The organism is Alitiscatomonas sp. (assembly GCF_037242085.1).
Lineage (GTDB): Bacteria > Bacillota > Clostridia > Lachnospirales > Lachnospiraceae > Alitiscatomonas > Alitiscatomonas aceti.
The window spans coordinates 1-3414 of record NZ_JAXXBR010000030.1 but is presented as its reverse complement, the minus strand read 5'-3'; the positions used below and the strand labels follow the sequence as shown (position 1 = coordinate 3414).

Annotated in this window: 4 protein-coding genes; all 4 read left to right on the top strand. The window is 56.6% G+C overall.

Translation table 11 applies throughout. The features are described from left to right. Positions 1 to 366, top strand: a 366-nt coding sequence (locus tag WIH05_RS00975; RefSeq protein ID WP_337424848.1) for a hypothetical protein, incomplete at its 5' end; no start/stop codon positions are given. 114 nt (positions 367 to 480) lie between these two features. Next, entirely contained in the window at positions 481 to 996 is a 516-nt protein-coding gene (tadA, locus tag WIH05_RS00970) for a tRNA adenosine(34) deaminase TadA (RefSeq protein WP_022274309.1), read from the top strand. Further along, positions 983 to 2143 (top strand): amidohydrolase, encoded by a 1161-nt coding sequence (locus WIH05_RS00965; protein ID WP_022274310.1) that lies wholly within the window; start codon positions 983 to 985, stop codon positions 2141 to 2143. Before tadA ends, WIH05_RS00965 begins: the two co-directional genes overlap by 14 nt. A gap of 13 nt (positions 2144 to 2156) precedes the next feature. After that, entirely contained in the window at positions 2157 to 3290 is a 1134-nt protein-coding gene (locus WIH05_RS00960; RefSeq protein WP_022274311.1) for an amidohydrolase family protein, read from the top strand. The last annotated feature ends 124 nt before the right edge of the window (positions 3291 to 3414 follow it).

Here is a 3414-nt window from a genome sequence, read left to right as displayed (position 1 = left end):
GCCGTCAGCATTTTCATGAACGGCATGTACCTTCTGGGGATCCCCGATCCGGAGGACGTGCAGAGCATTGTGGCGGAGTATCCCGGAGTCGCGGATGAGAAGAAGGAATTCACGGACCGGGAGCATGTGGAGCAGGCGGTAAAGCTCACAGGATTTTTAAGATACGCCCTGTTTGAGGAGCCAGTTTCCGGCGGCAGCCCCATGATCACCATTACATACGTTCTGGATGACGGCAGGACGGTTTCCGTTTCAGCTGACCGGGAGACCGTATGGTGGAAGGGAAGGCCGCGGGCCATAAAGGACAGGGAAATGTTCATCAATCTGGCGGAGGGGATCTTCTTCCTTGAGGAGGCAGGCCGCCCGTAGGCAGAGAGGATGGCAGGCGGTTTGTTTTTGCCGGGGCTGTAAAACGAATTCCTTGACACCGCTTTCCGGCCCGGTTAAACTTATATTCAGAATCATGAATCGGGGAGACAGTGTATGACACAGGAAGAAAAATATATGCGGGAGGCGGTGCGCCAGGCAAAAAAGGCGGCTGCCTTAAAGGAGGTCCCCATCGGCTGTGTGATCGTCCACGACGGAGCGATCATCGCCCGGGGCTATAACCGCCGCACCATTGATAAAAATGTCCTGGCCCATGCGGAGATCATTGCCATCCGCAAGGCATGCAGAAAGATCGGGGACTGGAGGCTGGAGGACTGCACCATGTACGTCACCCTGGAGCCGTGCCCCATGTGCGCCGGGGCCATCGTTCAGGCCAGGATCCCCCGGGTGGTCATCGGCTGCATGAATCCAAAGGCCGGATGCGCCGGTTCTGTCCTGGACCTGCTCCACGAGGACGGCTTCAACCACCAGGCAGAGGTAGAGACCGGAGTGCTGGGAGAGGAATGCTCCCGGATGATGAAGGACTTCTTCAAGGAGCTGAGAGAGGAAGGAAAACGGAAAAAAGCGGAGAAAACCGAAGAAATAAAGGAGGACAGCCATGCTGGTAATTAAAAATGGAACCCTGATCTCCATGGCAGGCATCTATAAGGAAAAATACGATGTTGCCGTGGAAAACGGGAAAATTGCGAAAGTTGAAAAAGAGATCGTCCCGGGGCCGGAGGACACAGTCATCGATGCCGCGGGAAACCTGGTAACGCCAGGCTTCATTGAGCCCCACTGTCATCTGGGCATCATTGACGCCGATGGCCAGGACGGCAATGAGATGACAGGGCCTATTCACCCGGAGCTGCGGGCCATCGACGCCATTGATTTTCATTGCAGCCTGTTTGACCGGGCTCTGGAGGCCGGCGTCACCACCGTAGCTGTGGGACCTGGCAGCGGAAATATCATGGGAGGCACCTTTGCCTACTTGAAGACCGCCGGAGCTACCTTAAACGAAAGGATCATGAAGGAGGAGGCTGCCTTAAAGATGGCCCTGGGAGAAAATCCTAAGGTTTCCTACGGGAAAAAGGGCCAGGCCCCGTCCACGAGAATGGGCTCTGCCGCTCTGATGCGCCAGGCGTTCTATAAGGCGAAGGCATACCGGGAAAAATGGCTGGCCCATGAAGAAAAGCTGAAAAACGGAGAAGAATCCACCTTTACATATGATCTGGCCATGCACTCTCTGATGCGTGCCTTCGATGGAATGCTGGTAAAGATCCATGCCCACCAGGCCAACGATATCCTGACGGCCCTGCGGGTCGGAAAGGAGTTCGGGCTGAATCTGAGCATTGAGCACTGTACCGAGGGCTGGAAGATGATCGACGACTTAAAGGAAGCAAAGGCCCATTACATCATCGGCCCCACCGTAGGCGGAAAGAGTAAGCTGGAGGTGGAGGATAAGCGCTATGACGCCCCGGCGATCCTGGAGAGGGCCGGCGTGGAGTTCACCCTGACCACCGATTCCCATGTGATCCCCATGGAGGGCTTCTTATCCCAGGTGGCCGTGCTGATGAAACACGGACTCACAGAGGAAACGGCCTATAAATGCGTGACCATCCGGGCGGCAAAGGCCCTGGATCTGGCCGACGAGCTGGGATCCATCGAGCCGGGCAAGGCGGCGGACGTGGTGATCTGGGAATCCGAGCCCTTTAAGGCCGGAGGAAGGCCGCGGACGGTACTCATCAACGGTAAGATCCAGTACCAGACGGAAAATTAAGGAGGTGGCAGCCATGCTGATAAAAAACTGTATGCTGATCGACGGTGCAGATATTTTTGAAGAGATGAAGGACATCCGTATCGTAAACGGAAAGATCAAAGAGGTGGCGGACTGCCTCATGCCGGAGGGAGACGAGGAGATCATCGACGCCGAAGGCGCTCTGGTGACTCCCGGTATCGTGGAGCCCAGCTGCCAGGTGGGCGTCAACAGCCAGATCCATAGATTCGAGGAAAACGATGCCAATGAGGAGGGCCCCATTGTTCCAGAGCTGCGGGCCTACGACGCCCTGAATTTTGAGGACGAGGGCTTTTCCATGGCCCTGCGGGCCGGAGTGACCACAGTGGTAACAGGACCCGGAAATGGAAACCTCATTGGAGGCACCTGTGCGGCCTTAAAGACTGCCGGGGCTTCCAGGGAAAAACGGATCATAAAGCCCGAGGCGGCTTACCGCTTCGTTCTCACCAGCGGTCCCAGGAAACGGTACGGCGGAAAGAACCGGGCGCCCCAGACGAGACTGGCTTCTGCGGCCATGATCCGGGATATCCTTTTTAAGGCGAAGGAGTACGCCAGAAAGGAAAAGGCGGGAGAGAGCCAGGAGTTCAGGCTGGAGCTGGCGGCCCTTTCCAGGGTATTCGACGGGATGCCGGTCCAGATGGCGGCCATGAAGGCCAACGATATGGAGACGGCGGTCCGCATCGGCGAGGAGTTTGGGCTGAACTATGTGCTGACCATGGCCTATGACGCCTCCCAGGTGATCCGGGATCTGGACAGAAAGGACCTCCGCTTTATCATCGGCCCCCTTTATGGGACCAGCTTTTCCGTGGAGGAAAATGGAAAATCCCTGTCTCTGGGAGCAGAGCTGGAGAAGGAAGGCGTCCATGCGGCCATTTCCACAGGCCATCCGGAGATGAATCTGGAGATCTTAAGTACCCAGCTGATCTTAATGACAGACCGGGGCTTAAGCCGGAAGGAAGCGATCAGGGGTGTGACAGCTTATCCGGCGGAATACATGGGAATTTCCTCCAGAGTGGGTACTCTGGAGCCTGGAAAGGACGCAGACCTGGTGATCTGGGACGGAGATCCACTGGAGTATGACGGCGGCGTAAAGCGCCTGTTCATTGACGGGGAGGAGATCGCCCTTTCATAGGCTGTGCTTTGGCGGCCCTCTTCCTTCCGGATCGTGTTTTTACATCTTAGGCAGCAGATGCCTGAGGCTGCTGCGGACAGTAAAAGGGACTGCTCCGGAAGCAGGGAAAACGGCGGAAAACGGC